The following is a 4,117-nucleotide window of genomic DNA, read 5'->3' as shown; positions in this document are numbered from 1 at the left end:
ACGAATGTCACGTTCTACAAGCTCATTGTCTTTATCTTTAAGCGCTGCAATATTGATAACCATATCAACTTCAGTCGCTCCATTTCCAATCGCATTTTTTACTTCAAATGCTTTTACTTCTGGTGTGTTAGCACCAAGTGGGAAACCAATAACCGTACATACTTCAACACCTTCAGCATCCTTCAATTGTTCTGCTGCAAGTTTGACCCACGTTGGGTTTACACATACAGATGCAAACTTGTATTCTTTTGCTTCAGCACAAAGGGTTAAAATTTGTTCCTTTGTTGTATCCGCTTTTAAAGCAGTATGATCGATTAAATTAGCGATTGATTGACTCATTATTACAACTCCTCATTTCTTTTTATAAGTTGTCCGTACCTCTTTAATATCGTAGCATACATTTCGTTAATAGACGAGCTTATTTTTACACAAATGATAAATATGTATCCCAAATCTCTTTAAACACTCTATTAATCGCCTAAATGAGCTTGAATCATACACGCTATTGAAAGCGATTGCGTTATGTTAAGGTGTGTAAATACTCTTGCATAATAAAAAGGCCATGATCTCTCATGGCCTTTTACCTGTTACCCATTCACTACTTGTTTCATTGCCTCGTCTTCTACAACACGAACAAATTCACCTTCGTTATATGGATAACCTGCTTTTGCAATTTTCACTTTTACGATCTTACCAATCATCTCTTCAGTAGCTTTCACTTTTACTTTTAAGTAGTTATCCGTGTAGCCAATGTACATGCCACTATTAGGATTATCCTTGTCGCGTTCCTCAGGGATCACTTCAAGAACTTCTCCTTCAAATTGTGACGAATATTCCTTTGCTAGCTGATTTGACAGTTCAATTAAACGATGAACTCGCTTATTTTTCACTTCTTCATTCACTTGCTCATCCATGCGGGCTGCAGGTGTACCAGTACGTTTTGAATAAGGGAAAACATGAAGCTCACTAAATTTATGGTGCGCAATGAAATCAAAGGTTTCWTGGAACTCTTCTTCAGTCTCACCAGGGAATCCTACGATTACATCAGATGTCACCGCAAGTCCAGGTAACGCTTCTTTCAGACGGTCAAGGCGCTCTGCAAAGAATTCCATTGTATACTTACGACGCATACGCTTTAGGACTGTGTTTGAACCAGACTGAAGCGGAATATGCAAGTGACGCACAACTTTCTCAGAACGATCGATCACATCAATTACTTCATCCGTTAGCTGACTCGCTTCAATAGATGAAATTCGAATGCGTTTTAAGCCTTCTACTTGCTCAAGGTCTAACAAAAGGCGAGCCAGGCTGTAATCTTTTAAGTCCTCACCGTATCCACCTGTGTGAATACCTGTAAGAACGATTTCTTTATAGCCAGCTTCTACTAGTTGTGTTGCTTGCTTGATTACTTCTTCTGGATCACGTGAACGCATGAGGCCACGAGCCCACGGAATGATACAAAATGTACAGAAGTTGTTACAGCCTTCTTGAATTTTAAGAGAGGCACGAGTACGGTCTGTGAATGCAGGTACGTCAAGCTCTTCATAGACGCGAGACTTCATGATGTTTCCTACTCCATTTATCGGCTCGCGTTCTTTTTTAAACTGCTCGATATAGCCAATCATCTTTGTACGATCTTGTGTTCCGACAACAATATCAACACCAGGGATCGCCATAATCTCAGCAGGTGAAGTTTGTGCGTAACAGCCTGTTACACAAATAACGGCATCAGGATTCTTTCGAATTGCCCTACGAATCACTTGACGGCTTTTTTTATCACCTGTATTTGTTACGGTACAAGTGTTAATCACATAAACATCAGATGTTTGTTCGTACTCAACTTTCTCATATCCTTCTGCTTTAAACAGCTGCCAAATTGCTTCTGTTTCGTAATGGTTCACTTTACAACCTAATGTATGAAAAGCCACAGTAGGCATCTTCTTCACCTCATTAATTCTAAATGATAGGAAATCGCAGCCATCACATATAGTGGCGCGGTTTCCGTTCTAATAATTCTTGGACCAAGCCCGCATAAAATAGCCCCAGCATCTTCCAGTTCTTTCACCTCAGAATCTGCAAGGCCGCCTTCGGGTCCAATCACGACAAGTAGAGAGTCTTCTTTTTGCACACCATTCAATACTTTAGTTAGTGCACTTGCCTCACCAGACTTTGCTGCTTCTTCGTATGCAACAATAACATGCGTATAGCCCTTAGCATCTTTAAGTAAGTGTCCAAAAGAAATAGACTCACCAACAGTCGGAATACGCTCTCGATACGATTGCTCGGCGGCTTCTTTAGCGATTTTCTCTAGGCGTTCGACTTTCTTCTTCGCCTTTTTAGCTTCCCATTTTACAATCGAACGGGCTGCTGCATACGGTTGGAAGTGACTGACGCCAAGTTCTGTTCCTTTTTGAACGATTAACTCTAGTTTATCACCTTTTGGTAGGCCTTGCGCAATCGTTACCTGAATGGGTAATTCTGTATGTGGCTCTAGCTCAGCTTTAATCAAACCGACTACCTTATCGTCAGCAATTTGTTCAATTGATACTTGTACGGTACGGCCTGCGTTATTCGAACAAATAATTTCATCACCGGCTTGCATACGCATGACACGCGAGATATGTTTCACATCATCCCCTGTAATTTCTACAACAGTTGCTTTCATGTCATGTTCTGATACAAAATAACGTTGCATCTTATCGTCCTCACTTTAATAGCAAATTGACCTTACACTCTAGAAATGATCGCTACCCAATCATCCATTTCTACAACTTCCTCAATTGTAAACCCAGCACCTACTAAAGCATCTTTTACTTCTTGCTTTTTACGTTTAATGATCCCTGATGTGATAAACGCACCACCTGGTTTAAGAATCGCTGCCGCATCTTGAACAAATTGCACGATGACTTCTGCCAAAATATTGGCTACAATGACCTCATACTTTCCATCAACTTGCTCAAGTAAGTTGTTTTGACGAACACTTACGACATTACTTACGTTATTTAGTTTAACATTTAACGCAGCACTTTCTACCGCCACTTCATCTAAGTCTAAGCCAAGGACACTTTTAGCACCTAGCTTTGCCGCAGCGATACTTAATACACCAGAACCCGTTCCTACATCCACTACGTCTTCATCACCTTTTAAGACACTCTCAAGTGCTTGGATACATAGAACAGTAGTTGGGTGGGTCCCTGTACCAAAGGCCATGCCAGGGTCTAGCTCAATCTCCATCTCTTCTTCTGTTGGCTCATACTCTTCCCAAGTTGGAGTGATCGTAATCGATTTTGAAATTTTCACCGGCTTATAATATTTCTTCCAAGCCGTTGCCCAGTCTTCTTCATTCACTTCTGCTAACTGAACGCTGTTATGCCCAAGATCAATCTCATACGTTGTTAAGTTATTGATTGATTCCTTCACTTCATCAATTGTCTCAAGCAGAAAGCTATTTACTAGAAAATATGCCTTAACAATGACGCCATCTTCAGGGTAATCATCAGGAGAAAGTTGATAAATTTCGCCGTAGTGTACACCCCAGTCTTTAATAAGGTCGATTGGATCTTCAATCACAACCCCGCTTGCWCCTGCTTCATGCAAAATATTACAAACTGGTTCTACTGCTTCCTCTGTCGTATGGATACTAAATTCCGACCATTTCATACTTCTCCAACTCCATCCTCATCTTTTTTCCTAGTTATTTCCTAAATCAAGACGTCACATAACAGGGAGAAAGCAGCAAAGGCTTTAAGTCCTTTGCTGCTTCTATTAATTTATTGATTGATAATGATTAATCGCCTTTAAACGCACGTCTAACTTTCGCAAAGAAGTTATCATTTTGCTCATCTGGTTGTCCACCAGACATTTTGGCAAACTCACGGATCATCTCTTTTTCTTTTTCCGTTAAGTTCTTCGGTGTTACCACTCGCACTTGTACATGTTGGTCTCCTTGACCGCGACCATGTACATTCGGTACACCTTTTCCACGTAAGCGGAAGTTTGTACCTGTTTGTGTACCAGCTGGAACTTTTAATTTCACTTTTCCGTTTAATGTTGGAACTTCAATTTCATCACCTAAAGCTACTTGTGCAAACGTTAATGGCATCTCACAATAGATGTC

General features: G+C 40.5%; 5 protein-coding genes. All 5 read right to left on the bottom strand.

Annotated features, from left to right (window positions below):
- Nucleotides 1-339, bottom strand: a 339-nt coding sequence (gene deoC, locus AB685_RS27560; protein ID WP_047973795.1) for a deoxyribose-phosphate aldolase, incomplete at its 3' end; no start/stop codon positions are given.
- Between the two features lie 248 nt (nt 340-587).
- Nucleotides 588-1,937, bottom strand: coding sequence for a tRNA (N(6)-L-threonylcarbamoyladenosine(37)-C(2))-methylthiotransferase MtaB (mtaB, locus tag AB685_RS27555; RefSeq protein ID WP_047973794.1), 1,350 nt, complete (start codon nt 1,935-1,937; stop codon nt 588-590).
- Between the two features lie 5 nt (nt 1,938-1,942).
- Nucleotides 1,943-2,695, bottom strand: coding sequence for a 16S rRNA (uracil(1498)-N(3))-methyltransferase (locus AB685_RS27550; RefSeq protein ID WP_047973793.1), 753 nt, complete (start codon nt 2,693-2,695; stop codon nt 1,943-1,945).
- 32 nt (nt 2,696-2,727) lie between these two features.
- Complete coding sequence (gene prmA, locus AB685_RS27545) at nt 2,728-3,660, bottom strand: 50S ribosomal protein L11 methyltransferase (RefSeq protein ID WP_047973792.1); 933 nt, start codon at nt 3,658-3,660, stop codon at nt 2,728-2,730.
- Nucleotides 3,661-3,787: 127 nt separating this feature from the next.
- Nucleotides 3,788-4,117 (bottom strand): DnaJ C-terminal domain-containing protein (locus AB685_RS27540; RefSeq protein WP_047973791.1); only part of this gene is annotated, 330 nt, incomplete at its 5' end.

Source organism: Bacillus sp. LL01 (assembly GCF_001037965.1).
This window is presented reverse-complemented; position numbering and strand designations above follow the sequence as displayed.